Source organism: Adlercreutzia muris, from assembly GCF_008831045.1.
Lineage (GTDB): Bacteria > Actinomycetota > Coriobacteriia > Coriobacteriales > Eggerthellaceae > Adlercreutzia > Adlercreutzia muris.
Genome location: NZ_WAJS01000001.1, coordinates 103,308 through 128,296, shown reverse-complemented (window position 1 = coordinate 128,296; position 24,989 = coordinate 103,308). Strand labels below are relative to the sequence as shown.

The following is a 24,989-nucleotide window of genomic DNA, read 5'->3' as shown; positions in this document are numbered from 1 at the left end:
TGAGAACGAAACTAGTTCTATCTATTATAAAGCCGAGGACGGCCCGCAGGCCGTCCCCATACATCATCCATTTCGCTGTGCGCGGCAGGGCTTACCAATTCCCGAAGACGAAGCGCTGGATATCCTGGTTCAGCATGATGACGAAAAAGCCGAGGAACAGGGCCATACCGGCCATGGACATGTAGTTCATGGCCTTCTGGGACACCGTGCGGCGCGTTCCCTTCTGGAAGATTTCCACCACGAAGCGGCCGCCGTCCAGCGGGGGAATGGGCAGCAGGTTCATAATGCCGAGCGACACCGAGATCATGGCCATAAATTCCAGCCCCTGCACAAGGCCGGCCTGGAAGAAGTCCTTCGACATGACGGCGATGCCCACGATGGACGTGGAGTCGGACACGGTCTGGGCCGCCGTCGCGGGATTGAACAGGCCCGCCACCGCCTGCACCACCATGCCGATGTACATGAAGCCGGCCTGCAGCGCCTGCAGCACCGAGGCGTGAATCGTGGTGACCTCGCCGGTCTCGGGGTGGGCCACCTGAAAGCCGATAACCGAGAACACCAGGATGAACACGACCATGGCGAACAGCAGGTTCATGGCAATGCCGGCCAGCAGGATGACCGAGCGTTTCCAGAAAGGCAGCGACCGATATTGCTGGCGATACTCGCTCTCGTAGAGGGCGCGCTCGTCGTGCACAGGGCGAGCCTCGCCCAATTCGTAGCTCGGCAGCGCCGGCGCGCCGGCAGCAGCGGCCTTCTTGAGCTGGCGCTTGGTGGGGGCTACGCGCGGAGCGCGGTAGGTGTTGAACTGATCGGCTTTCTGCGGGCCGACAACGCTGCCCCATTCCACCAACTCTTCCAGGGCCTCGTAAGCCGCATCGTCGGAAATGCCGCAATCGCGAGCCACGTCCTCCATGTTGGCCGTGCCGCGGCGATACAGGGCCGCGAGCACCTCCTGCAGGTGCGGCTGCAAGGGACCGGCCTCCATGCCGCACACCTTGGCATAGCCTCCCAGCGGCACAGCCGTCACCCCGAAGCGGGTCTCGCCCCGGGTAAAGCCCACCGACGGGCCGGGAAGACCGAGCATGAACTCGGTCACGCGAATGCCGAACGCGCGAGCCGCCAGAAAGTGGCCGCCCTCGTGGATGAACACGAGGAAGCCGATGGTGATGACGGCGCACACGAGCATGATGAGAATATCCACTCACTAACTCCTTTAGACGAGAATCGTTGTTCGCCGGCCTCCGTCCCAGGCGGGCCGACGGGCGTGTATCGCCGCCCATTATAGGGAGCGCTCCCGATCGCGCCTCCTCGCACCGGGGTCGCCCTTGAAATAACTACAAGGGGCCTACGGGCCCTTCACAGCTACGGCGAAAGCGGAGGCCGGAGCGGCTCGGAGCGCGACGCTGACGGGCATGGCGGACGGTTTCGGGTGGCGAGGACAAGTGTTGTGGACGGGTGACTCGACGACCCCACCGCGACGCAAGGACGTACGGGGGAAGGCTCTGGCACGGTGCCGGGACGGCGCGCGGCGGGAATCAGGTGCGACGTTCCCGCGACATTTCTACGGTTTTGGGAGCCTACAGTAGGCGCCGTCGAACGCGAGCCGGCACAGCCCCCCCCTCTTCCCCTTCGGACATCGGGCCATCCCTCGCGTTCGGCACTTCCATCGACCCGCGCGCCTTCCGGGCCAGCGCAGAAAGGAGCCCTCCATGGATCCCACCCGTCCAGATCTCGCGCGGCCCGCTCCGGGCCGCACCCAAAAGATCATCAGCGCCATTATGGCGTTCCTCCTCATGGCGTGCATCATGCCCTTCACCACGCCGGCGACCGTCGTCGCCCAAGCCGACGAGCAGAGCACCGTGCCCGTCATGCTCCATTTCAAGGACGAAGCCGGGGAGACCATCGACTACGCCGGCTACGAAGCTCCCTACCTGCGCGATGGGGATGACCTCGTCGTAACGGTGAACGACGATCCGGCCACCCTGCACTATGGCGACAATCTGTCCTTCGAGGTATACGAGAACTACGCCGCCTTCAACTACGAGCAGCGCGACATCACCGCCGAGTGCTCCTACGATGCCGAGACAGGCACGGTGCGCCTCCCGGCCGTCTACGAAGAGGGACGGGACAGCCTCGGAATCGTCTTCTGGCTCTCACCCGCCCATCCCGCCTACGAGCGCTACGTCCTGGCCGACCTTGACACCGACGACGTGACCATCACCTATGACGACCAGGAGATCACCTTCTCCTCCGACATTCCCGACCTCGTGCGCGCAGCCACGGGAGCCGCGGAAGCCGGCGAGAGCGCTCGCGCCTTCCCCGGCCAGGCCGAAAAGCGCTACCAGCTGAACCCCCACACGCGCCTCGAGAACTTCACCGATCAGCAGATCGAGAAGCAGAAGGCCTACGGCTTCCCGCCGGAGAAAGTGGGCAGCTACGGCTTCGGCGTGCTCTTCAGTGCCTCCCAGGTATGGGAGAACAGCAAGCCCAACAGCACCAATTTCAACGACTGGTTCCTCGATGTGAACGACAGTTCCTTCGACGCCGCCGTGGACCTCTACCTGTGGGATACGGTGGCGGCCCGCAACGGGTCGGCCGCCCAGTTCGCCACAGCCCAGACCGGCAGCCATTACTACGATCGCTACGTCACCACCGGCCGCGATTTCTTCGACGCCGGCATCAGCTCGGGCACTGCGCCCACCAACCGCGCCATGGCCCACGGCACCTGCGGATCATCCAATGTGAACAACGGCTACGGCGCCGTCACCACCAACCCCGCCGGTGATAACTACATCGTGTTCAAGGGCACCTACACGGGGCCCCAGACGCAGTACCAGGGCTGGTATAAGTTCTACTACAAATTCGACGCCATGTCCGCCGCTACGGGCAACGAGTTCCAGGATGTCGTGGGCTACCTGCTCGCTGCGCCCGTAACCACCGGGAAGGCCCAGCTTACCAAGGTGTCTACCGAGCCGGCCATCTCCGATGCCAATGGGAACTACTCCCTTGAGCACGGCGTGTTCGCCGCCTTCGATGGGCAATCTTCTGCCGAGGCGGCATCGCGCCAGGCCCAGAACGGTGCCTGGGGTACCTGGGAGGAGGCGCGCGCCTGGGCCGACCAGAACGCGAGTTTCACATTCGTGACCGATAGCGACGGCGCGAGCAACGTCGTCGAGGACATCGAGGCCGGCACGTACTACGTCGCCGAGCTCTTCGCGCCCCCCGGCTTCCGCCTGGCCCCCTCGGTCAAGGCCCTCGCCGTAGAAGCCGCAAGCGATGCCGAGGCTATAAGCTCCCTCGTCTTCGAGGACGTGCCCCAGCAGGGCTCCATCGACCTGCTCAAGCAGTCGAACTATCCCGAACTGACCGGCAATAATCCCGGTTATACCCTCGCCGGCGCCACCTACGGTATCTACCGCGATGAGGCATGCACGCAGCTCGCTCGCGAATTGCGCACCGACCTGACGGCCGAGGGAGAGGGCTATGCCCGAGCCGACGGGCTGCCCATCGGCTCCTACTGGGTACGCGAGACGAAGCGCCCGCTTCAGGGATTCGCCCTCGATACCCGCATCTACCCCGTCATCGTCACCGACGGAGCCGTGACCCGCGTCAACACCACGGCCGTCACCGACAAGGCGAAGCTAAACCCTCTGTCCATTTTCATCCAGAAGCGAGATGCCCAAAGCAAGGAGAATTTTGCCCAAGGTGCGGCTACCTTGGGGGACGCGCACTTCCGTATCGACTATCATGACGTAAAGGGCGGCACAGCGTCGTCCATCGCTCCCTTAACGCCGCGAGCCAGCTGGGTCGTGCGCACCAACGATGAGGGCGCGTTCGTACTGAAAGACGCGGAAAGTAGCTTCACGCACATGGACAAGAACGGGCAAGAGACGCAGCTCCCCTACAAAGTGAGTGGATCCGATTTCTACAAGCTCTCTGACGGCACCATCGCCATGCCCATCGGCACCTACGCCATCCAAGAGGTGAAGGCCCCTGAGGGCTACCGACTCGATCCCACCGTGCGCGTGCGCCATATCACCGATGCCGACCACGACGGCGAGATCATCGAGACCTATGACGCCGAGGAGAACGGCGATCTCGTAACTGATCAGGTCGTGCGCTCCGATCTGCGCTTCATGAAGCGGGCCGAAGGGGCTGCCAAGCTAGCGGGCATTCCCTTCAAGCTCACTTCCAAGACGACGGGCGAGTGGCACATCATCGTCACCGACAAGAACGGCCTCGCCTCCACGGAGTCCACCGCTGCCCATCCCCACGACCAACGCACGAACAGCAACGACGAGCAGTTCCGCGCCCCCGACGGCAGCTTCCGCATGCCCCTCACCCTGGATGTCGATGCCCTCGATCCCACCGCCGGCACGTGGTTCGGTCTACGAGCCGACGGCACGGCCATCGATCCCGACAACGAGCACGGAGCGCTGCCCTTCGATACTTACGAGCTGGAAGAGCTGCGCTGTCCCGCCAACGAGCTGTTCCAGATGATCCACGATGAGATCGTCGTGGACGAGAGCGACCAGGACCTCGCCATCGACCTGGGCACGCTCAACAACACTGCTGCTGGGCGCCCCTCCATCCGCACGAGCGCCTACGACGGCATCTCCAACGATCTCTGCGACCGCGAGATCAGCGCCGATACCGATGTGTCCATTGTGGATCGCGTGACCTATTCCGGCCTTAAGCCGGGCGAGCCCTACGAGCTGCAGGCCGTGCTGATGGACAAATCCACCGGCGAGCCCTTCCTCGCCGATGACGCCGAAGTGGCCACATCCGCTACCTTCACGCCGAACGACTACAACGGTTACCAGAACATCGAGCTGCACTTCGATGCCTCGGGCATCGAGGAATCCACCGAGCTGGTCGTGTTCGAGACCCTGCTCAAGAACGGCTCGGAGGTGGCCGCCCACCACGATATCGACGATCGCAAGCAGACTATCACCGCCAACCCCATCACCATAGCAACCTCCGCCCGCGACAGCGTGAGCGGCACCCACGAGGGCGAACCGGCCGAAGAGGTCACGATCGTCGATGCCGTAAGCTACCAGGGCCTCACCCCGGGCTTCGAATACCGTCTTGTGGCCCTGCTCATGGACAAGCAGAGCGGCGAGCCCTTCGCCGTTGGCGATGAGATCATCACCGCCGAGAAGACCTTCGTGCCCGAGCACAGCGATGGCATCGTAGAAGTGGAAATCACCATCCCCGGCACCGACCTCGATGGCGCGAGCCTCGTCGTCTTCGAGTCGCTCTACCATGGCGATGCGGAGGTGGCCCTCCACGCCGACTTGGAGGACGAGGGGCAGACGGTCACCTACGGCTACCCCGACCTGCCGTTACCTCCCACGGGCGGCACCGAGGAGCCCGAGCCCCAAGAGCCCGAACCGAGTCAGGCCGCCTCTCCCGCTCCCGGGCGCTTGGCCCAAACAGGCGACAACAACCTCATTCCCATCGGCATCGCAGCCCTGGCCGCCTGCTTCGGCGGAGCCCTTGCCTGGCACAGCTTCCGCAACCGTCACAAGTAGCCATAGTAGGGCGGCCTCAGGCCGCCCTACCCATCACCTCAATGATCTATATCATTTTGAAATCAATTTAATATCTACATGATCTCTATCTAACCATACAGGCCATTTCAGAGGAGCGCTGCCGCGCACGGCAAGGCTAGCGGGCGGCGCACCACAAACGGGCTTGGGCGCGGGCCCAGCCGTCCACCGCCTCTAGCTGATCGAGGCTCTCCACCGGCTGGACGCCCGCACGCTCATGGGCTTCCATGACGGCCTCCACGCAGGCGGCAATGTCCAAATAGCCGATCTGCTCGGCCAGAAACGCCGCCACGGCCACCTCGTTGGCAGCATTCATAACCGCAGGCAGCGTGCCGCCCACCTCGCCCGCATGGCGGGCCAGGGGCAGGCAGCGGAACGTATCCGTATCGGGGGCAGCGAACTCCAAGGTGCCCAGGGTGCGGAAATCGAGAGGAGCCACCGGAGCCTCCCAGCGAGCCGGGTAGGACAGGGCGAACTGAATGGGAATGCGCATGTCGGTCGTACCGAGGTGCGCGAGCACCGAGCCATCGGTGAACTCCACCATGGAGTGGATGGCGCTCTGGGGCTGCACCACCACTTCGATCTGGTCGTAGGCCATGGCGAACAGATGGTGCGCCTCGATCACCTCCAGGCCCTTGTTCATGAGGGTAGAGGAGTCGATGGAGATCTTGGCCCCCATGTTCCAGGTGGGATGGGCCAGGGCCTGGGCCGGCGTGATGGCCGTCAGCTCGCTGCGAGTCTTCCCGCGGAAGGGGCCGCCCGATGCCGTCACCCACAGCTTGGACACCTCCTGGGGATTCTCCCCCAGAAGGCACTGGTAGATGGCGCCGTGCTCGGAATCGATGGGCATGAGCGCCCCCGCCGGGCCTGTGACCGGAGCCGCGCCATCGGCACGGCGTTGCTCGTCGAGGCGGGCCGCCAAGGGCATGATGAGGTCGCCCCCCACCACGAGTGACTCCTTATTGGCTAGGGCCAGCACTTTGCCAGCGGCCAGGGCATCGTAGCTCGCCCGCAGGCCCGCAGCGCCCACCAGGGCGTTCACCACCACATCGGCCTCGGGCAGCTGGGCCAGGGCCGCCACCGCCTCGGGCCCCACGGCGAAAGAGGCCTCGCTCTCACCCACAGCGCCGGGCAGCGCAGCCACCAGAGCGCGCGCCTCATCGCAACGGGGATCGTCGATCAGAGAGGAGTCGCCCACGGCCAGATGGCGCACGCCGAACGCGCGGGCCTGGGCGAGCAGGCCGTCCAAGCTCCCATGCACGGCGAGCCCCACCACTTCCAGCTGGTCGCCATGCTGACGCACCACATCCAGTGTCTGGGTGCCGATGGAGCCGGTCGAGCCGAGAACGACGATGCGGCGCTTGCTCATGGGCCTGCCTTTCAGGTCGGGAACAGAAGGCGGGATGCCGCCCTAGAAGACGACGTAGGGAATGCATCCGCCGGCCACCATGAGGATGGCGGCGGTAATGGAGGTGAGGAACAGCGAATCACTGCGATCGAGCAGACCGCCATGGCCGGGCATGATAGTGCCGGAATCCTTGAAGCCCGAGTTGCGCTTGATGCGGCTCTCGGCCAAGTCTCCCAGAACGCCCATGCAGCCGGCGATAGCCCCGAAGGCCACCGCCTGCACGACGGACATGGTCACGCCTGGCACGAAGGAGATGGCGCACCAGAACAGCACCGAGCCCACGAGCCCCGCGAAGAAGCCCTCCCAGCTTTTCTTCGGACTCGTGCGCGGAGCCAGCTTGTGACGGCCGATCTTGCTGCCCACCAGGTAGGCAAAGGCGTCGTTGGCCCACACACTCAAGAACAGCAACAGCACCACGATGCCGCCCCACGGCTCCGGTAGCGATACGCGGATGACGATGAGACCGCACAGCAAAAGCCCGGTATAGGCTGCGCCGAAGAAGCTCACGCCCACATCGGGAATGCGGGCCCGCAGCCAGAACACGTACCAAACGATCAGCGCCAGCAGCAGCCCCAGGCTCACGAGCATGGCGCCGATGAGCCCGGCCAGATACACGCTCGCCGGATAGAGCACCGCCGCGACAATGCCGAGCATCTCGTTGGGCAGCTTCGCATCGGAGCGCAGCATGTAGAAGAACTCCCCAGCGCAGATGCCTGCCACGGCCATGAGCATGAGCACCATGGGAATGTTGCCCGCCAGCACGCACACCACGGTCACTGCCGTGTACACCGCGCCGGTACGGAAGCGCACCTGCAAATCAGAGGGATTCTTCAGCTTCTGCGGGGCCTTGTCGAGGGCCTTGCGCTTCAGGCGGTCGCGCTTCTCCTGGCGGGTCTCGCGCTTCTCCTGGCGAGCCTGCTCCTCTTCCTCGGAAAGGTCGTAATGCCACGGCGGCCCAGGAGGCGCCGAGGCGGGGTCGCAGGCCAGCGGGGGCAGCTCGCGCTCCTCATCCTCATCGGTCAGCAGGCCGAACCCGATATGGTCGGCCTTGGGCTCGCAACGGGCCCCCTTGATGCTCGGTGCGCTCTGGCGCAACCGCTCGCGGGCCCGACGGGCGCGACTCTTCTTCTCGTCGTCGGAGATGCCGCCTCTCATTTAGGCCACGCCCCCGAAACGGCGATTGCGGCCCTGGTACGCCAGCAGGCAGCGCAGGAACTCGTACCGGTCGAAGTCGGGCCACAGCACATCGGTCACCACGAACTCGCTATAGGCGATCTGCCACAGCAGGAAATTCGACACGCGCATCTCGCCCGAGGTGCGAATAACCAGATCGGGATCGGGCATACCGCAGGTGTACAGCCCGCGCTCGAACATCTCCTCGGTAGGCTCCAGCACCTCGCCGGTCTCCTCGGCTATCAGGATCGCCTCGCGCATGCAGACGGCCGTGGCCCGCAAAATCTCCTGGCGACCGCCGTAGTTCACGGCCACCACCAGGGTCATTCCCTCGTTGTCGCGGGTCTTCTCCCAGGCGGCGTCGAAGGCCTCGCGCGTCTCTGCAGGCAGCGGCGACAGATCGCCGATAGTGCGCACGCGCACACCCTCGGCATGAAGCCCGTCCACCTCGGCCAGCATGGTCTTGGCAAACAGATCCATGAGCCCCACGACCTCGTCTTCGGGCCGCTTCCAGTTCTCCGTAGAGAACGAGTAAATGGTGAGGTACCGAACGCCCAGGTCAGACGCGCAGCGAATGGTCTCGCGCACCGCCTCGATGCCGGCCTTGTGTCCGCGCAGGCGATTGAGCGCGCGCTTCTTCGCCCAGCGCCCGTTGCCATCCATAATGATGGCCACCGATTCGGGCACCCGCGCACGATCAAGCGCCGCAGGGTCGAGCCCCGCGGGCGGGTTCGGGAATATGTAATCCAAACTTTTAGCCATATCATTTCTCGCAGGTTCGCCCACGGAACCAGCTAGATCTCCATGACCTCGGCTTCCTTCTTCTTCAGCACCTCGTCGATCTCGGCGACGAACTTGTCGGTCATCTTCTGAATCTCGGCCTCGGCGCGCTTGGACTCGTCCTCGGGAAGATTGTCGTTCTTCACGGCCTTCTCAACCGCGGTGTTCGCATCGCGGCGGGCGTTGCGCACGGCCACGCGGGCCTCCTCGGCGAATGTCTTGCACTGCTTCACCAAATCGCGGCGGCGCTCCTCGGTCAGGCTCGGAAACGGCAGGCGGATGACGTTGCCGTCGTTGTTCGGGGTCACGCCCAGATCGCTCTCCAGGATAGCCTGCTCGATAGCGCGCAGCACGCCCTTGTCCCAGGGCTCGATGACCAGCAGGTGCGCCTCGGGCGTCTTCACGCCGGCCATCTGGTTCACCGGAGTGGGCACGCCGTAGTAGTCCACCTTGATGCGGTCGAGCACCATGGCGTTGGCGCGGCCGGTGCGCACGCCGATGAAGTTGTCCTTCAAGGCCGCCACGGCCTTCTCCATGCGCTCCTCGGCGCCCATGAGAATCTCATCGATATCTGCCATTGGGGTTTCCTCCCTCTTTAGGAACAGAGCCCGCGGGCTCCTCGGATACAAAATGCGCGACCGGGAAGGCCGCGGCCGTGCGCGCTACTCGACGACCGTGCCCACCGGCTCGCCCTGGAGCGCGGCCTTGATGTTGCCGGGCGTGGTCAAGCTGAACACGATCATGGGCACGTCGTTGTCCATGCACAGCGACGTGGCCGTGGCGTCCATCACGTTGAGGCCGCGGCTGAGCACGTCCATGTAGCTGATGCGGTCGAAGCGCTGGGCCTCGGGATGAGTCGTGGGGTCGGCATCGTAGACGCCGTCCACCTTGGTGGCCTTCATGACGCAGTCCACGTCCAACTCGCAGGCGCGCAGGGCGGCCGTGGTATCGGTAGTGAAATAGGGATTGCCCGTGCCGGCAGCCAGAATGACCACGCGGCCCTTTTCCAGGTGGCGCACAGCGCGGCGACGGATGTAGGGCTCCGAGACCTCCTGCATGTTGATGGCGCTCTGCACACGGGAGAAGATGCCGTGGCGCTCGAAGGCGTCCTGAAGGGCCAGGGCGTTCATCACCGTGGCCAGCATGCCGATGTAGTCGGCCTGGGCGCGATCCATGCCCTCGGCCGAGCCGGCCAAGCCGCGGAAGATGTTGCCGCCGCCGATGACCACGGCCAGCTGCACGCCGTCGTGCACGATCTCGGCAATCTCCTCGGCCAGGTCGTCGACCACCTTCGGATCGATTCCATACCCGAGATCGCCGGCCAGCGCCTCGCCGGACAACTTCAGCAGAACGCGATCGTACTTATATTCGTTCGCCATCGAGCAAATCCCTTCATCGGCAGGTTCTATCTAAACGGATACATATTACCCGAAATAGCGCCCCCGCACCGCCGCGCTCCCCCAAGACCTGAGAAAAACAGACGGCCCCTTGGGCGCCTTCGCCGCCTCTTCAAGCGGAAAACTGACCGAATCCGAAAAGAGGGCCCGCCAAAAACCGGCGGTTCGCACGGGCAGAAGCGATGTTTTCGCCTGAAATGGTCATCGAGATCGCCCCGGAAAGACCTTTCTGGCCAGAAATCAGCGGTTTGCACGAGCGAAGGCGGCGATTTTGCCCAAGATGCCAGCGAAAAGCGTCGTGGAAGGTCGCTTCTGGCCAAAAATCGGCGGTCCGCACGGGCGGACATGAGAAAGCGGGACGCCAGGGAGGGTTGGCGTCCCGCGCGGGATAGGTTATTGAAGGGGTCCGCAGCAGGGCGTCCGGCCCGCAGTGGGGCACCCCGCCAGGCAGCGGGGCGCCACGGCTGCGACCGGCGGCCAGGCTAGGCGGCGCCTTCCAGCTGCTGGCAAGCCGCCAGGGCCTCGGCGTAGTCGCGCTGATAAGTCTCCACCTCGGCAGCGAGCGCCGCCAGCGTATCGGCCGGCAGCAGGGCCGCTCGAGCCTCCTCCACCGTGGCGAAGGGGCTCGCCTCCAGCGCCAGGGTCAAAGCCCGCTCGGCGTTGCGCGCCGGGCCCACGCGCAGGCCGCGCCAGGTGCCGGCGGCCATGAGCGCCCGCCGCGCATCCTCGGCCCCGCCGTCGGTCCTGGCATCGCCCCCAACCTGGGAGCCAGCCGCAGCCACGCGGGCCTTTGCCTCGGCCACCTGGGCCTCGGCCCGGTCGAGCTCGGCGGCCCGATAGGCGGCCGTCCGCGCGAAGCGGTCGACCTCGGCGGCAGAGCGGGCCCGCGCCAGTGCCGCGCCCTTGGCCTCCATGGCCGGCAGCTGCTGGTACAGGCGCTCCAACTGCTCGAAGGTCTGCTCGGGCGAGGTCGCCCCGGCCGCCGAGTCGGCCCCGGCGCGGGAGCCGCGAAGCCCGCAGGCCCGCTCGGCCCCCGTCACAGCGGCGGTCACTAGATCTCCTGGTAGACGCCGGCCAGCTGCTCGCCGAGGCACTTGCCCTCCACCAGGCAGCGGCCGTGGCTGTTGCCCTGGATGTTGATGGGGTAGTCCACCGCGTAGATGTCGCCGGCGCAGTTGCCGATGGCGTACAGGCCGGGAATCGGCTCGTCCTCGGCGGTCAGCACCTCGAAGTTGTCCGAGATGTGGATGCCTCCCACCACCGACAAGAGGCCCGGAGCCACCATGCACGCGGTGAAGGGGCCCTCCTCGATAGGGAACAGGAAGTGCTTCTCCTTGTAGAAGTCGGTGTCCTCGCCAGCCTTGCACAGGGCGTTGTAGCGCTCCACGGTGGCCTTCAGCTCGGCCGGATCTACCTCAATCATCTCGGCGAGCTCCTCCAGGGTGTCGGCTCGCTTGTAGTAGTCGGGCACCTCGGCGATGCCGTTCTCCACGGTGTCGGTGTGACCGTCCACAGCGGCCTGGTAGTCGGAGCCATAGGGGCGGAAGGTGTCCCAGAACATGCCGCCGCCGTGCTCGAGCGAGCCCAAGAGGTCGGTCTGCCAGTTGGCGTCGAAGATGGACCAGGCATGGTCGGCGCCGCCGTTGTACATCACGCCCAAGCACTTGCCCTGTACCCAGGTGGCCTCGTTCATGAAGCGCTTGCCGTCGGGGTTCACGAACAGGAAGGGGCCGTGGAAGGTGGCCGCCGCCTGCGGGTGCATCATGGTCGGCCAGGGGCCCTCCTGGAAGGCGCCGCCGGCCCAGGCGGCCATGTTGTGGCCGTCGCCCACGTTGCCCTGGTCGGAGCACAGGCGCGTGAACACGCGGTTGGCCACGGGAGCGAACTCATTGATGTACTCGTCGTTGTAGCTGATGTCGCCGGTGGCCAGCACGACGCCCTTGCTCGCGTTGTACTGCACGTACTCGCCAGCCTTGTTCTGGCAGATGGCGCCGGTCACGCGGCCGGACTCGTCCTGCACCAGCTGCACGGCGGGCATCTCGTACACGAACTCGGCGCCGGCCTTCAGAGCCTCAGCCTCGAACATGTACTCCACGAAGTCGGCCATGGTGTGCTCTTCGTACAGCGGGCCGCCGAACATGAAGTGGTAGCAGGCGATCTCGGGGTGCACCGTTGAATTGGAGCCCACAGTGACCATGCACTGGGCGCCGTTGGCCTCAGCCATGTCGAGGAACCAGTTCATGCAGCGCTCCGACTCGCGGAACCACTTGGCCACGAGCGACTCACGACAGCGGTTGCCGCAGGTGGACACCCAGCGCTCCATCTCCAGCGACTTGTCGAAGGTCAGACCCAAATCGTCCAGGGCGCGCGAGGCGATGGCGCCGGTGCCGCCCACGCCGTGGCCGTTCAGCACGGCGTCCTTCTCCACGAGCACGACCTTCGCGCCGTTCTCGGCCGCCGACAGAGCGCAGCAGGCGCCGGAGTAGCCGCCGCCGATGACGAGCACCTCGGTGTCCACAGTCTGGCCGATCTGGTCGGTCGCGATGGGCTCGGGCTTCACTTCCCAGGTGTGCTTGGCAGCCTCGCCGGTCTCGGACAGCACGGCGTCGGCGGCCCCGCTATCCTGGGGCGCGCAGCCGGCCATGCCGAGAGCGGCCACGCCGGCGGCGCTGAAGGCAGCACCCTTGAGCAGATTGCGTCGAGAAATTGCAGTCATGTTTCCCTCCATAGTCTCGTATGACCTGCGCGCCGGCACCATCGCAGCCCGCGCATCCGCGGGCGGCATGAGCAGGTGCCGGCCCTCCCCGGCTTTCTCCTTGCCGGGATCGAGGGCCACTATGCCCGTTTCGACGCCGATGCGTAAGCCACCAAATTGGGTATTTTGCCGTGCCGAAACCGCCGCATTTCGGGTGCCCCATCACACTTTTGAGGGGGACATATTTTGGGTTGTTTTTGGAAACCGCCTGTTCAGGGCCCCCTATCGTCCCGAAGTTCTTGACAGCGGCCCCCGCGGCTGGCTCCGACGGCTGCTACAATGCACCCAGGGAAGGAGGGCATCATGGAACGAGCGAAGCGGCTCATCGAGGGGCTGCGCATTCACCATCTGGGATTCGGCTTCTTCTGGACCGTCACCTTCGTGACCCTCACGGGGTTCCAGGACGGCGGCGTGCTCGCCGGGCCGTGGCACCTCTACGCCCTGTCCGACGAGATCCTGCTGCCCGCGGCCGTGGGCGCCCTCGGCCTCGTCTGCGCGCTGCGCCGCCGCGAGTTGCCCCACGGCGCGGCATCGGCCGCCAGCTTCATGCTCAGCGGGGCCGCGCTGCTATACTTCCTCACCTTCCGCTTCGGGGAGGGAAGCGACCTGCTCGCCGTGGCGGCGGGACTGCTCATGGGCGGCGCCTGCGCGCTGTTCTTCCTCCTCTGGGAGCTGTTCTACGTCACCGAGGGCCAGCAGCGGGCCCTCATCTGCATTCCGCTGTCGGCGGCCATGTCGGTGGCGCTTTACCTCATCGTCGGCATGCTGCCCGCGGTGGCCATGGCCTTCGTCACGGTGACGGTGCTGCCCTTCCTTTCGCTTGTCAGCCTGCAGCGCAGCCTCGCGGAGATCGAGATGGACGCGGTGCCCGCCCTCACGCGTCCGCGCCTGCGCCGTGCCATCGGCGATTTGTGGCGCCCTGCGCTGTGCGTGGGCATTCTGGGATTCGCGCAGAAGCTCGTCGGCAGCGTGGGCTCCTCGGGGGCCGGAAGCACTTTCGCCGTGCTGCTCGGCTTTGCGGCGGCGGCCCTTTTGGTGGTGGCGCTCGAGCTGTTCCTGTCGAAGGGCTTCGACATCTTGCACATCTACCAGCTGCTGTTCCCGGCGCTCACCATCGTGTTCCTGCTGCCGTCGCTGTTCGGACAGCAGTACGCGCCCCTGCTGGACGCCTTCCTCATGTTCGGGTTCGAGGTGCTGAACCTGCTGCTCATCATCACCTGCGCGGTGTACACCGTGCGCAACGGCCTGCCGCCCTCGCCGCTGTACGCGCTCTGCATCGCGCCGGTGCTTCTGGCCATGACCCTCGGCGGCGTGGCCGGCGCCCTGCTCGGCCCGGCCCCCTCCAGCGACTTTGCGCACTGGGCGAGCGTCATCCTGTTCTGCATCGTGCTGCTGTCGGTGGCCCTCGTGTTGGTGGCGAGGGGGAAGGGCGAGGCGTCGGCCTCCCTCACCGATGCCGAGCTCCTCAATCGCGCGGCGCGGTCGTCGGCGAAGAAGGAGGCCTGCGCCGAGACGGCCCCCGGCACCGAGGCGACACCGGCCCGGGAAGACCGTGGCGCCATCGTGGTCGCGTACCTGAGGGAGCGCGGCCTGTCCCCGCGGGAGATCGAGGTAGCCGAGCTGCTCATGAAGGGGCACACCGTGTCGGCCATCGCTGGGAGGCTGTTCATATCGGAGAACACCACCCGCGGCCACACGAAGAGCATCTACAAGAAGCTCGACGTGCACTCCCGACAGGAACTGGTGGACCTAGGCGACCACTTGGGCAGCTAAGACCGCCAGGACCTCGGGCGGCGAGACGCCTTGACGGTGCCGAAGCAGCCGAGGTGCCTCGGGGGTGCCGAGGCCGTAGTAGAAGGCATTCGTTTCCCTGGCGACGACATCGCCAGCGGCGCCTCTGGCCGGCGTGCCCTCAACCTCCATCACCACGCCCTGAATGACGCCCTCGCCTGGGATGAGCCCATGTAGGACGCCGTGCCACACAGCGTGCGCGTCACAGCCTCAAAGGTTTTCGCGTACCGACTCGCAGCAGCCGCCCGATAGGCCGACCGCGACGTCGACTTGCCGCCCCTATAGGACGAGGAGCCCGGGCTCCATCCGCTGCCGCCCCTTCCGGAGCCGCCCGACTTGTAGCCCAACTGCCTCACCGTCTTCGCGATATTCTGGTTCGCCTTTTTCAGAGGGGCCCATATGGTCTTGGCCTTCCGGGCGCTCTGGACCCTTTTGACAGTCGTGACGATCTTCGATATTGCCGAGGTCTTCTTCAGCTTCTGGATCGTGCTCTTGCGAGCCGTCGACTGCTTGGTCGCCCGCTTCTTGGCGGCCTGCTGTTGCTTGTAACGGTTCTTTGCGGCGGACACGTGGCCCGTGGGGTCGGCCGAGGCCACCGGGTTGCCCTCGGCGTAGGCGTAGCTGGCCGCGATGCGGCCGTCGCCGGCCATTACGGCGCTCACGCTGCCAAAGCCGTCTTCCAAGTACGTATCGGCCACAGGCACGGCCTCGGTGCCGCCCACGGCAGATAGGCGCCCCAGGCCGTAGGTGTCGTTCAGGGCGCCCGATACACTGGATTCGCGGGCCAGGGGCTGGGCCACATCGTCGATGACCGTGGAGTTCACATAGGCCACCAGCTCCCAGCGCTCCTGCACATAGGGCGTGCAGGTGGAGCCCTGGGTACCAAATCGCCTATTTTTGACATCCTTCTTGGCTTTCCTGTCAAAAATGAGGGGTTTGGTATCACGGACAGTTTTTTAGCGATGCTGTGACCTGGTGTTCCTCTAGGCAGAAGCGCCAAACACCTGCTTTTCGCCAAGAAAATGGCACCAAACTGCCCGTTTCCGCCAGAAACCTCCCTGAGGTTGGCGGAAACGGGCAGTTTGGTGTCGCAGAGGGTCTTGCGTGGCCATTGTTACAGCCAGCAGGGCTATCCGCAGCCCCCCCTCTGCCGTCGGCAGGGCTATCTGCGGCTCCCTCCTCTGCGGGCGGCAGGGCTATCTGCGGCGCTTTTTCCTCGCAGCCGACAAACACCCCCTTCCGTCAAACGCAAAGCGGGCCGGCTCCGTGGAGGGAGCCGGCCCGCTGGGGTTGCGAGGCATGGGCGGTGCTTAGGCGAGGCACCTGGTGCCGTAGCGGTTCACCGCACTGGCGCGGCGGAGCGCCTTGCTGCAAGTTGAAGCACTCGCCGCGCCGAGGCGTCGGAACAGATGCGGGTTGGCTCGAAGCCTACGCGGCGTCTTGCTGCTGCTGGCCGTAGAGGCGCAGCATGTCCTCGATGCTCAGGCCGCCCATGCCGCCCTGGGGCTGATCCATGGACTGCTGCTCGGTCTCGGCCTTCTTCTGCTGCTGGGTGGCAGCGTCGTCGCCGAGGGTCACCTGGACCTCCTTCTCCTGGCCGCCGCTGTTCACAGTCAGGGTCACGGTGTCGCCGGGGTTCTTGGTGCGCACGTCCAGCATGAGGTCGCTCGCGCTTTCCACGGGCTGGCCGTCGAAGGCGGTGATGATGTCGCCGGGCACGATACCGGCCGCCGCGGCGCCGGAATTCTCGGACACGCCGGCCACGTAGGCACCGGTGTCAACGGCCAGGCCGTAGCGCTGAGCCGCCTGGGCGCTCACGGTAGACAGGCTCACGCCGAGCTGGGCGTGGGTGGGCTCCTGGCCGGCGATGATCTGCTGGGCCAGGTTGATGGCGTAGTTCACCGGGATGGCGAAGCCGACGCCGGAGTAGTTGCCGGAATAAGAGGTGATGAGCGTGTTGATGCCGATGAGCTTGCCCTCGTCGTCCACGAGCGCGCCACCGGAATTACCGGGGTTGATGGCCGCGTCAGTCTGGATCATGTTCGGATAGATGGTCACCTCACCCGAGCCACCGGACTGCATGGACTCGGTGGCGTCCATGATCTGGGAACGGCTCGTGGCCGATACGATGCCCGTGGCCACCGACTGCTCCAGACCGAAGGGGGAGCCGAGGGTCATGACCCACTCGCCAATGGTGAGATTGTCGGAATCGCCAATATCCATGGGGGTAAGCCCGCTGGCATCCTTGGCCTTCAGTACGGCCACGTCGGAAGAGGCGTCGGTGCCCACCAGCTCGGCGTCGTAGGTCTCGCCGGCCACGGTCACCTTATAGGCGGCACCACCTTCAACCACGTGGTTGTTCGTGATGATGTAGCCATCCTCGGACAGCACTACGCCAGAGCCCTGGGAGTACATCTGGAGCTCCTGGCCACCCTGGTCTTGCGGGGTGCCGTAGCCGTAGTTGTAGCCGAACAGCTCCTCCAGGCCGCCCATGCCGCCCATAGACTGCGGGGCGGCGTACACGTCGATGGCCACCACGGAGGGCAGGCACTTCGCGGCCACGCCCTCGGCCAGAGTGGCATCCTCGCTCGGCGAGATGACCACCGGCTGGCCGGTGTTGGGATCGGTCACCGTGGTGGCCGGGGAAGAACCGGTCATGGCATCCACCGCCCCCCACACGCCGAAGGCGAGCACGCAGGCCACAAGCGCGCCGGCGAAGGCAATGAGGAAGGTCTTGCCGCCGGAGCTCTTCTGGGCCGCATGCTGGGCATGGACGGGCTCGGCTTCATAGGTTTGCTGGGCACCGGCCTGGGGCGCGGCGTAGCCATGCTGGGGCGCCCCCCAGGCTTGCTGGCCATGGGGAGCACTGTGGGTTTGCGAAGCGGCCGGGGCGGGGTGAACCGGCTGGAAGGAACTCGGCTGGCCGGGCTGGCCATCGGGGGCGGGAGTGCCCCCGCCGGGGGCGGGAGTGCCGTTCATGTCAGTCATAGGGGTCTCCTTTGCAGAAGGGTTGCAACGTATGCTGCGGCAAACCTTAGCACGCCCCTGAGAGAATCCACCATGCTGGCAACCCATCGTCACGCTTGCGTCACGGAGATACACCACCTGGTGTACATCCGGGAGCGGCCAGCGGAACGCAGGCGACCCCCTCCGCGCGAAGAAGGGCGGTCTGTCGGGCGCGGATGTGGCACTCGACGAAAAAGGGGGCGGCCCCTTCCGGAACCGCCCCTAAGCCCTAAGCCCTGCGCCGGCTCTGACGCCGCGACCGCGCCAGGGCGATGACGGCCACGCAGCCGGCCACGCAGGCCGCGACCACCAGGAGGGCCCCGCGGGCCGCATCTCCCGTCTGGGCCAGATACAGCAGCGTGCGATGCTTCTTATCGTCGCCCACATCGCCGCCGATGATGCCGCCCTTGGCGTTCACATCGGCCGACGGGTACACCGGGTCGGGGTTGCTCACCCCTGGATGCCCCTCGATGAAGGACTCCCAGCCCTCGGAGGGCACGAAGGGGCCGCCAGGGGTCGTGTTGGCACCGCCGGGCTCGCGGGTGGAGGGCAGCGTGCCGTGGGCCGAAGCCGTGTTGCCCACGTCCTTACCCACCGCGTCCTCGGTCACCAGGGCGTCGAAGGTCACCGACACCGAGGCACCGCCGGGCAAGTCGCCGCAGGCCACGGCCAGCACGCGGCTGCGCACATCGTAGGCCGAATCGGGCACGTCGTGCACCGTGCCGGCGGCATCGGTCAGCTTGATGCTCTTCTCCAGCACCTCCAGCCCCTCGGGCACCTCGTCGCGAACGACCGCGTCGTACCACATGGAATACGGCTTGGCGTTGCTCACCGTTACTATGTAGCGCACGGTATCGCCCACGTGGGTGCTACCGTCGCTGCGGTCCAGGTTCTCGGCCGTCTTCACCAGCTTCACGTCGGCCGGTCCCTCGTCGTCATCTTCCAGCTTCGGATCCGACGGGCTCGCCGTGCCGGGGTCGGCCGGCTCGGAGGGCGGGATCACGATCTCCTCGTCCTCGGGAATCTCGGGGAACAGGTCTTTGATCTCGTCGATGACGTCCTTCTCCTTGTCCTCCCACGTGGTACCGTGGTCCTCGGGGTTGTAGGGGCCGGGCGGGGTGGGCTCACGATCGATCACGATGGGCCCCGGCGCGGGGTTGTCGGGATCGGGCTCGGGCACCGTCTGCGAGGGCTGGGTGCCCAGGGGCGCCGCAATGTTGGACAGGTTGCCATCGCCGTCCAGGGCCTCGCCGGTCACCGTGCACTCGAAGGTAACGCTGGCGCTCTTCAGTCCCGGCACATCGCCCAGGCAGAAACCGAGAATGCGCGAATTCTCATCCCAGTCAGCCTCAAAGTCGCGGTACTCCTTGCCGGCCGCATCGGTCACCACCGCCGATCCGGCCACGTAGGCCAGACCCTGGGGCAGCGGGTCTTTCACCACCACGTCGTAGTAGGAGCTGCCGGGCTTGGAGTTCGCCACGGTAATGGTGAAGCGGATGGTATCGCCCACCAGGGCCGATGCCTGGTTGGGCCGGTTCGCGAAGCCGGGGGTCACGTTCTCGGCCGTCTTGGTCGTGGTGATGTCGCCGCCGGGGCGGGGGTCTACATCGTCGGGCACGATGATGAGATCGTGGTCGTCGCGGGCATCGGGGTCCACCGGGTCGGGGCGCATCTCGGGCGTAATGGGCACCGTGACGATGACCTCCTCGCGAAGGGGGTCGCCATCTGGGTCATCGGGGTTGGGCCGCTCGATGGTCACCGGAATATCCACGTGGTCGGCCTCGGGATCCTCCTCCAGCTTCTGCTTGATCTGCTCGTCCAACTCCTTGGCAATATCCTCGGGCGACTGCGGATCCTTCTTGTCGCCGAACTGCACGATGACATCGCCCTCCTGGATGGGGCGCTTCGGCGGCTGGGCATCGGGGTCGTCCGGGTCGGCATCGGGATCGGTCGGCGGAGCCGGCTTCGTGGGATCGTCCGGATCGGCATCCACGGCCTCGTCGAAGGGCGAGCCGGGCTTCACGGGGCCCACGGGCACGCCGGGCTTCTTCGGGCTGTCGGGGTCGCTCGGATCTTCCGGCTCCGGATCCTCCAGGTCGCCGCCGAGAATCTCGGTGGCCGTGTCGGGGTCGGGCACGATGGGCTCCGGCTCCGGCTCGGGGGCGGCATCGGGGCTCGGGGGCAGGGTCGGATTGGCCTCGGCCTCGGCCGGAGTCACCTCTACGCCGTTCTCGGTATCGATGCGGTTATCCCAGTCGAAGGCATCGGGATCGATGCCGTAGACGCCCGACACCTCGGAATGGCTCAGGAACTCCGGCTTCTCGCCCGGCTGCTTGTCCAGCACATCGGTCTTCACGACCACATCCAGCTTGAAGCGGTAGGACTGGCCGCCGAACAGCGTGGGCAGGCTCTTCACCACCACCTTGTCGCCGACCACCTCGTAATCGGCCTGCACCTCGTTGCCCTCCGGGTCAACGATGGTCAGGGCCGAGAAGTCGGTGTCGCCGGGAATGCCCAGCTCGTACACGGGATTGATGCAGGCGGTGTCGTTCTTCTCGTTGGTGGCCGTCACGACGTAGCGCAAGGTGTCACCGGGACGGATGGTGCCGTCGGTGCGCGACATGTCGTAGGCCGTCTCGGTCATGGCCAGCTCGGGCTCCTTGGCCAGATCGGGGAAGATGTACACGTCGAAGCTCTTGGTCACGCTGCTGTAGGCGCCCGTGCCCTTGATGGTGGCCGTGATGGTGGTCTTGCCCGCCGACATCACCCGCGCCACGGCACCCACGCCGTAATCCACCTTGCCGTCCACATAGGGGCGGTTCGTGGTGAAGTCGTTGGGCTCGATCTTAATCACGCCCGGGTTCGAGCTGGTGAACACGATGTCGCCGATGGAATTGGACTGCACGTACAGCGGGAACCAATCCGCATGGGTCGCGATCACCGTGCCGTCCTCGTCGGTCTCGTCGCGGAACTTCGACACGTCGGTCTCCTCCCGCTTGCCGCGGGGCTCCTTGGTGGCAGGGTCAATCCAGTCGCGCTCGGTCTTCTCGTTGATGTTGGCCTTCACGGTAGCCTCGTTGGCGGCCTGGTCGGCGTCGCTAAGTCCCTCGCCGTTGGGCACATAGCCGGTATCCTTCATGTTGAACAGGCGGAAGTCGGGCGTGGCCAGCTCAATTTCCACCGGCGCCGCCTCGTTGGCCGACTCGTAGTAGTTCACGTAGGCGGAATCGTTGTGGGCCGGCTGCCAGGCTTCGCGGGGCTCGGTGCCCATGATGCGGGCCAGGGCCGAGGCCACAGCGGCACCGGCGGCGGCCTCGTCGCGCGGGTCGGACCCCGGGCGGGCGCTCGTGTACTCCACATACACGCGGTGCTCGTTGCCCTCGGCGCTCTTGTCCTCCAGGCCGAAGGCCTCCAGCTGGCCGCGGGTCAGGTTGAAGTAGGCCATGGTGTGCTCGCGGCCATCCGTGTCCTTCTTGATCCACGCCTTCTCGAAGGTGGCGTCTTCCAGCTTGGCGCGATCGAACTCGATGACGCCGCCGAGGCTCTCGGGCACCGCGCGTCCGTCGATGTAGAGCTGCAAGCGGCCCGTCGGTGCCGCGCAGGTGGTCTTCGACATATTGGAGCCGTCGGGGTAGGTGTCGCCGAAGGGCAGCTTGTCGCTGGTTACGTCCACAGGCACCACCAGATGGTTGTTCGTGGCGGTGTTGAAGTTGCCGGCGTTCTCATCCTGGGCCCAGGTGGGGCCGGTGTACTCCTTCTCCACCTTGTTGCCCTCGCCGTCGGTGATCTCCAACTTCAGCGGTTCGGTCAGTTCCCAGGAGGTCTTCGAGGTCACTGGCGAGATAACGGCACTACCCGTAGCCGCATGGCCCCAGTAGGTCATGTTGAAGTTCGGGTCGGAGGCGTACTGGTTGGAGCGCACCTCGATGGTGTAGGTTCCCGCAGCAGCGGGCGTCTTGGTGTTCTCCGATGCGCTGCCGACCGTCTCGCCGTCCTCATCGACCTGCCAATAGTAGTACTTGATGAACTTGTTCTGGTTCAGCTTGCCGTCAATGGGATCGTCAACGGGAATGGGGGTCTTCTCCACATCTACCCGCTCAAGCTCCTTGCCATCGTAGTACTTGTTCCAGTTCTCCTGCACGAAGGTCTCGTCCAGCTTGAAGACGTTCCACTCCTTCGGCTTGGTGTCACCGCCGCCCACCGATCCGGGAGGAAGGGTAGTATTGGAGGTGAGCAGCTTGTCTCCCACATAATAGGAGAAGTTCGCATCGATCTGATGGTCGTCGTTCGTGCCTTGGGGAAGCCAGAGATACAGCTTGCCGTCGTTCAGATTCGCCGGTGCCCCATAGCGCGGGTCGGAGAGCTTCTTGTCAAGCAGAAGCTCCCAGCTCTCCATCTTGGCGTTAAAGTCCGGTGTGACCTGTGCCTTATCGGCCGCCGCCTGAATCTTCGACTTCACATCCACGGTGATCATGCCGACCTTCTTGGTCTTCTCCACGTCACCATAGGCCAGGCCATCATTGTCGTTGCCCTGGAAAAGCGTGCAGTAGACCGAGCCGCCAGTGATGATCACGTAGCCCTGATTGCCACCAATTTCGAGATAGCCGGCGCCGTTGCCCCAATGGGGAAGCAGCGTGCCGCCGGTGATGAGAATGGTCTTTCCTGCATTGGTGCCCGCGCAACCCTGACCGAAGGCATTGCTGTGCTCTGCGCCAAAGGCTTCAATAAAGCCGCCGTTGATGGTGATATCGCCAGCCACCGTGGCGTGAGCATTGCGCGTTATAAGGGCATCCTGGAAGGGGAATGTGTACTGGGTCCCCAGGGACATGCCGCCCTCGTAGGTGCAGCCGCCGCCGATGGCCGCCCCATGATAGGAAGCATAGGCTTTCACCTCACCGCCGTTGAAGACGGTCTCGGTGCTGCCCGCTGCGTGACCGCCGCCAATGCCGCAGCCGGCGCCGTTGCCAGTTCTGTCGTTTGCCTCGGCATGGATAATGCCGCCGTTGAACGTCATGTGACCCGAATTCTCCAGAGGGCCGCCGCCGATGGCCGCCGCACGAATACCGCCATAGGCGTTCAAGGCTCCCGGATTTCGGCTGTCGAGATTCGAGAGGCTGTTGACCAGATCGGAGCCTTTGGCCGTAGCCGTCTGCGTGTCGCCGTCCTTATCACGGTACTTCGTGCCTGCGGGAATCATGCCCTGCTCGGGAACAATGGCCCTGCCGGCCGTGTCCACGTTGCGGACCGCGTCGTCCACCACGAGAACCGAGCCCTCGCCGCAGCGAAGGGCCGGGTACTGCTGATAGCGCGTGGGGTCGGTGGCAGTATTCGCCGTCTTTGTAAGGTGCTGGTTGGCGTAGAGCGTGTTCACCGTGCCATCGGCGAGGGTGAGGTGCACGGTCGTCTTGTTCTTCACGTCGTCGGCAGACACTTCTGTCGTGAGGTAGGAGCCATTATCGGTGCTGTTGGTGACGATGTTGAAGGGAAGCTCGCTGCGAATGTTCACGCCCTCGAAGGTGATATCGGCCTTCACGCCGGGCTCGACCCGGATGGAGGTGGACACCGCCGTATCAACCCCCTGGGTATTCCTCAGACGATAGGTGCCGTCTTTCTTGATGACGAGGGAGGATATCGTGTTTTCGGCCTTGTACTGAGGGTACACCGTAATGTCGCGGCCGCTGTTCGAGCCAGCGGGACGCGTGCTACTCCGACAGTAATGGGTATAGGTCACCGTCTCCAAATCGTAGTCGGTGCCGGGCGTGCCGCCCTGGATGGAAAGTCCGCCGTAGTCGGTGAAGCCGTCACCGTCGGCCTGGGGCGCGGGCTCGCCTTCCTCGGAGGCCGCGACGATGCCGTCATCGGCTGCGGGAGCAGCGACAGCCGGGGCATCGGCAGAGTCGGCAGAGTCGGCGGCATCGACAGCGGGATCGGCTACCTCTTCCTTAGAAGCGCCCCCCCCCCGTGGCGTTTTCGGAGCCATCGCCGGGTGCCGAGCTGTCAGGCGCAACGCCATCGCCACCAGCGGAAGTGTCGGCGTGCTCATCAGATTCGGGCGGCAGGGCCTCGCCAGTGCCAGTTTCGCCGGCATCCAGAGGACGGTCGTTCACCGTCAGCGAATCGGAAGATGTTTCTTCAGGGCTTCCGTAGGCGAATGCACCCACGGACGGCAGGGTCAAGCCCGCCGCCAGGGTTACCGCCAGGATGCAACGAAACAGCTTCTTTTGGGGTACGTTTTCTTTCATTGCTGCTCCCAACTGGCCTTCCACAGCCGATGGACCGAGGAAGACGCAAACGTAATCGTCGGTATAGGTGTCGCACAGTATACGCCAACCCGACGATTTTTCAACAAAGCGTCTTTGCTCGGGAACGAAACATTTCGTTAAGAGCCCCGCTGCACCGTTGGGCGGGAGCCGATGCAACTCCAGCAGCTAGCCCGCCAAATGATCGGTGGCGCCGATGGCCCCCACGGAAATGGCACCATCATCCCACACCACCTCGGTGATAGAGGCATTCTCGATCTTGGAGGGAAAGGGCACGCCATCGCGGACGTACAGGAACACCAGCGCGCGGATGAGCAGGGCATGGGACACCACGAGCACATTGCCACCGCCCGCCTCCTCCACGGCGCGGCCGCATTCGTGCAGGAACGCCTCGATGCGGGCAGCTATGGCAGCGAAATTCTCAGCCCGTTCCGTTGGATCGGTGGCATTCAGATAGTCGGCGATCTCGTTGAGGCGCCGATTCTGGGCTTCCCGGGGCAGATCCTCCCCGAACAGATCCCGCAGGCACTGGCGCATGGCCTCGGAGGGCTCCCCCTCCAGCGCCCCGAAGCACCACTCGCGCAGCCGTGCATCTTCGCGTACGGGAACGGGCGCAATAGCCCGTCCCTCGCAGGCACGCGCCTCTGCCCGGGCTTCCAGGGCCAGGGCCAGCGTATCGCGGGCCCGGGAGGCGTCGCTGGCATAGGCGGCCGCAAAATCCCGATCGGCCAAGCCCCGGCCGAGCAGGCGGGCATCGCGCACACCCTTCTCCGTCAAGGGCGAGTCGCACCATCCCTGAACGCGGTTCTCAACATTGAACTGGGTTTCCCCGTGGCGGGTGAAGTAGAAGGTGACGGCCATGACGTG

15 protein-coding genes are annotated in these 24,989 nt (G+C 65.3%); 2 read left to right on the top strand and 13 right to left on the bottom strand.

What is annotated here, in order from left to right; translation table 11 throughout:
• Positions 1-91: 91 nt before the first annotated feature.
• Entirely contained in the window at positions 92-1,201 is a 1,110-nt protein-coding gene (locus F8D48_RS00535; RefSeq protein WP_151429522.1) for a site-2 protease family protein, read from the bottom strand.
• A 508-nt stretch (positions 1,202-1,709) separates the two neighbouring features.
• Between F8D48_RS00535 and F8D48_RS00530 the strand changes: the two genes are divergently transcribed.
• Complete coding sequence (locus F8D48_RS00530; protein WP_151429521.1) at positions 1,710-5,534, top strand: VaFE repeat-containing surface-anchored protein; 3,825 nt, start codon at positions 1,710-1,712, stop codon at positions 5,532-5,534.
• Between the two features lie 136 nt (positions 5,535-5,670).
• On the opposite strand, the gene dxr is transcribed toward F8D48_RS00530, so the two are convergent.
• The 7 genes from dxr to F8D48_RS00495 form a co-directional block, all read right to left on the bottom strand.
• Positions 5,671-6,921 (bottom strand): 1-deoxy-D-xylulose-5-phosphate reductoisomerase, encoded by a 1,251-nt coding sequence (gene dxr, locus F8D48_RS00525; protein WP_151429520.1) that lies wholly within the window; start codon positions 6,919-6,921, stop codon positions 5,671-5,673.
• Positions 6,922-6,963: 42 nt separating this feature from the next.
• Positions 6,964-8,115, bottom strand: coding sequence for a phosphatidate cytidylyltransferase (locus F8D48_RS00520; RefSeq protein ID WP_151429519.1), 1,152 nt, complete (start codon positions 8,113-8,115; stop codon positions 6,964-6,966).
• Positions 8,116-8,895 (bottom strand): isoprenyl transferase, encoded by a 780-nt coding sequence (locus F8D48_RS00515; RefSeq protein WP_151429518.1) that lies wholly within the window; start codon positions 8,893-8,895, stop codon positions 8,116-8,118.
• 32 nt (positions 8,896-8,927) lie between these two features.
• Entirely contained in the window at positions 8,928-9,491 is a 564-nt protein-coding gene (gene frr / locus F8D48_RS00510) for a ribosome recycling factor (RefSeq protein WP_135970644.1), read from the bottom strand.
• An 84-nt stretch (positions 9,492-9,575) separates the two neighbouring features.
• Entirely contained in the window at positions 9,576-10,292 is a 717-nt protein-coding gene (pyrH, locus tag F8D48_RS00505) for a UMP kinase (RefSeq protein ID WP_135970643.1), read from the bottom strand.
• A gap of 500 nt (positions 10,293-10,792) precedes the next feature.
• Positions 10,793-11,362 carry a hypothetical protein gene (locus F8D48_RS00500; RefSeq protein ID WP_151429517.1) on the bottom strand — a complete coding sequence of 190 codons (570 nt, stop codon included), beginning with the start codon at positions 11,360-11,362 and terminating at the stop codon, positions 10,793-10,795.
• On the bottom strand, positions 11,362-13,026 hold the full coding sequence (locus F8D48_RS00495) for an FAD-dependent oxidoreductase (protein ID WP_240806148.1): 1,665 nt from the start codon (positions 13,024-13,026) through the stop codon (positions 11,362-11,364). Before F8D48_RS00495 ends, F8D48_RS00500 begins: the two co-directional genes overlap by 1 nt.
• A 342-nt stretch (positions 13,027-13,368) precedes the next feature.
• Here F8D48_RS00495 and F8D48_RS00490 point away from each other — a divergent pair, with 342 nt between their 5' ends.
• The gene (locus tag F8D48_RS00490; protein ID WP_170272668.1) at positions 13,369-14,838 is read left to right on the top strand and encodes a helix-turn-helix transcriptional regulator; all 1,470 of its coding nucleotides are present in this window, start codon (positions 13,369-13,371) and stop codon (positions 14,836-14,838) included.
• Positions 14,839-14,987: 149 nt separating this feature from the next.
• On the opposite strand, the gene F8D48_RS00485 is transcribed toward F8D48_RS00490, so the two are convergent.
• The 5 genes from F8D48_RS00485 to F8D48_RS00465 all read right to left on the bottom strand — a co-directional run bounded on the left by F8D48_RS00485 (position 14,988) and on the right by F8D48_RS00465 (position 24,983).
• Positions 14,988-15,689 (bottom strand): hypothetical protein, encoded by a 702-nt coding sequence (locus tag F8D48_RS00485; protein ID WP_151429515.1) that lies wholly within the window; start codon positions 15,687-15,689, stop codon positions 14,988-14,990.
• Positions 15,690-16,284: 595 nt separating this feature from the next.
• Positions 16,285-17,844 (bottom strand): S1C family serine protease, encoded by a 1,560-nt coding sequence (locus F8D48_RS00480; protein WP_151429514.1) that lies wholly within the window; start codon positions 17,842-17,844, stop codon positions 16,285-16,287.
• Positions 17,845-18,091: 247 nt separating this feature from the next.
• Positions 18,092-23,842: an isopeptide-forming domain-containing fimbrial protein gene (locus F8D48_RS00475; protein ID WP_151429513.1), complete on the bottom strand. Its 5,751-nt coding sequence runs from the start codon at positions 23,840-23,842 to the stop codon at positions 18,092-18,094.
• Positions 23,805-24,104, bottom strand: a complete 300-nt coding sequence (locus tag F8D48_RS00470) for a hypothetical protein (RefSeq protein ID WP_151429512.1) — start codon at positions 24,102-24,104, stop codon at positions 23,805-23,807. The genes F8D48_RS00475 and F8D48_RS00470 overlap by 38 nt, the downstream gene beginning before the upstream one ends.
• A gap of 186 nt (positions 24,105-24,290) precedes the next feature.
• Complete coding sequence (locus tag F8D48_RS00465) at positions 24,291-24,983, bottom strand: histidine phosphatase family protein (RefSeq protein ID WP_135970633.1); 693 nt, start codon at positions 24,981-24,983, stop codon at positions 24,291-24,293.
• Between the last annotated feature and the right edge of the window lie 6 nt (positions 24,984-24,989).

What these genes read in the sequence shown, in the direction of transcription:
- F8D48_RS00530 (WP_151429521.1), top strand. Translation starts at nt 1,710, where the DNA reads ATGGATCCCACCCGTCCAGATCTCGCGCGGCCCGCTCCGGGCCGCACC.
- dxr (WP_151429520.1), bottom strand. Translation starts at nt 6,921, where the DNA reads ATGAGCAAGCGCCGCATCGTCGTTCTCGGCTCGACCGGCTCCATCGGC.
- F8D48_RS00520 (WP_151429519.1), bottom strand. Translation starts at nt 8,115, where the DNA reads ATGAGAGGCGGCATCTCCGACGACGAGAAGAAGAGTCGCGCCCGTCGG.
- F8D48_RS00515 (WP_151429518.1), bottom strand. Translation starts at nt 8,895, where the DNA reads ATGGCTAAAAGTTTGGATTACATATTCCCGAACCCGCCCGCGGGGCTC.
- frr (WP_135970644.1), bottom strand. Translation starts at nt 9,491, where the DNA reads ATGGCAGATATCGATGAGATTCTCATGGGCGCCGAGGAGCGCATGGAG.
- pyrH (WP_135970643.1), bottom strand. Translation starts at nt 10,292, where the DNA reads ATGGCGAACGAATATAAGTACGATCGCGTTCTGCTGAAGTTGTCCGGC.
- F8D48_RS00495 (WP_240806148.1), bottom strand. Translation starts at nt 13,026, where the DNA reads ATGACTGCAATTTCTCGACGCAATCTGCTCAAGGGTGCTGCCTTCAGC.
- F8D48_RS00490 (WP_170272668.1), top strand. Translation starts at nt 13,369, where the DNA reads ATGGAACGAGCGAAGCGGCTCATCGAGGGGCTGCGCATTCACCATCTG.
- F8D48_RS00480 (WP_151429514.1), bottom strand. Translation starts at nt 17,844, where the DNA reads ATGACTGACATGAACGGCACTCCCGCCCCCGGCGGGGGCACTCCCGCC.
- F8D48_RS00475 (WP_151429513.1), bottom strand. Translation starts at nt 23,842, where the DNA reads ATGGCTCCGAAAACGCCACGGGGGGGGGGCGCTTCTAAGGAAGAGGTA.
- F8D48_RS00470 (WP_151429512.1), bottom strand. Translation starts at nt 24,104, where the DNA reads ATGAAAGAAAACGTACCCCAAAAGAAGCTGTTTCGTTGCATCCTGGCG.
- F8D48_RS00465 (WP_135970633.1), bottom strand. Translation starts at nt 24,983, where the DNA reads ATGGCCGTCACCTTCTACTTCACCCGCCACGGGGAAACCCAGTTCAAT.